This window comes from Streptomyces sp. XY431, assembly GCF_001279805.1.
Taxonomy (GTDB): domain Bacteria; phylum Actinomycetota; class Actinomycetes; order Streptomycetales; family Streptomycetaceae; genus Kitasatospora; species Kitasatospora purpeofusca.
On the sequence record NZ_LGDO01000433.1, the window covers coordinates 1 to 240 of the forward strand.

Annotated in this window: 1 protein-coding gene; it reads right to left on the reverse strand. The window is 70.4% G+C overall.

Annotated elements, in window-relative coordinates:
* Nucleotides 1-240 (reverse strand): acyltransferase domain-containing protein (locus ADK60_RS28010; protein ID WP_159400617.1); only part of this gene is annotated, 240 nt, incomplete at both ends.

A 240-nucleotide genomic window follows, 5' to 3' on the forward strand; every position in this document is an offset into this window, starting at 1 on the left:
CGGCCGCACACCCCACGACTCGAACAACCGGAACAGCGCCACCTCCACCGCGAACAGCGCCGGCTGCGTCCACCCCGTCTCGTCCAACCCCTCACCCGAGGCGATCACCTCGCCCAACGGCAGCCCCAACGCCCCCGCCACCGCATCGAAAGCCCCCGCGAACACCGGCTGCGACGCGTACAACTCACGCCCCATACCGACCCGCTGGGAACCCTGCCCGGAGAACAGGAACGCCAGACC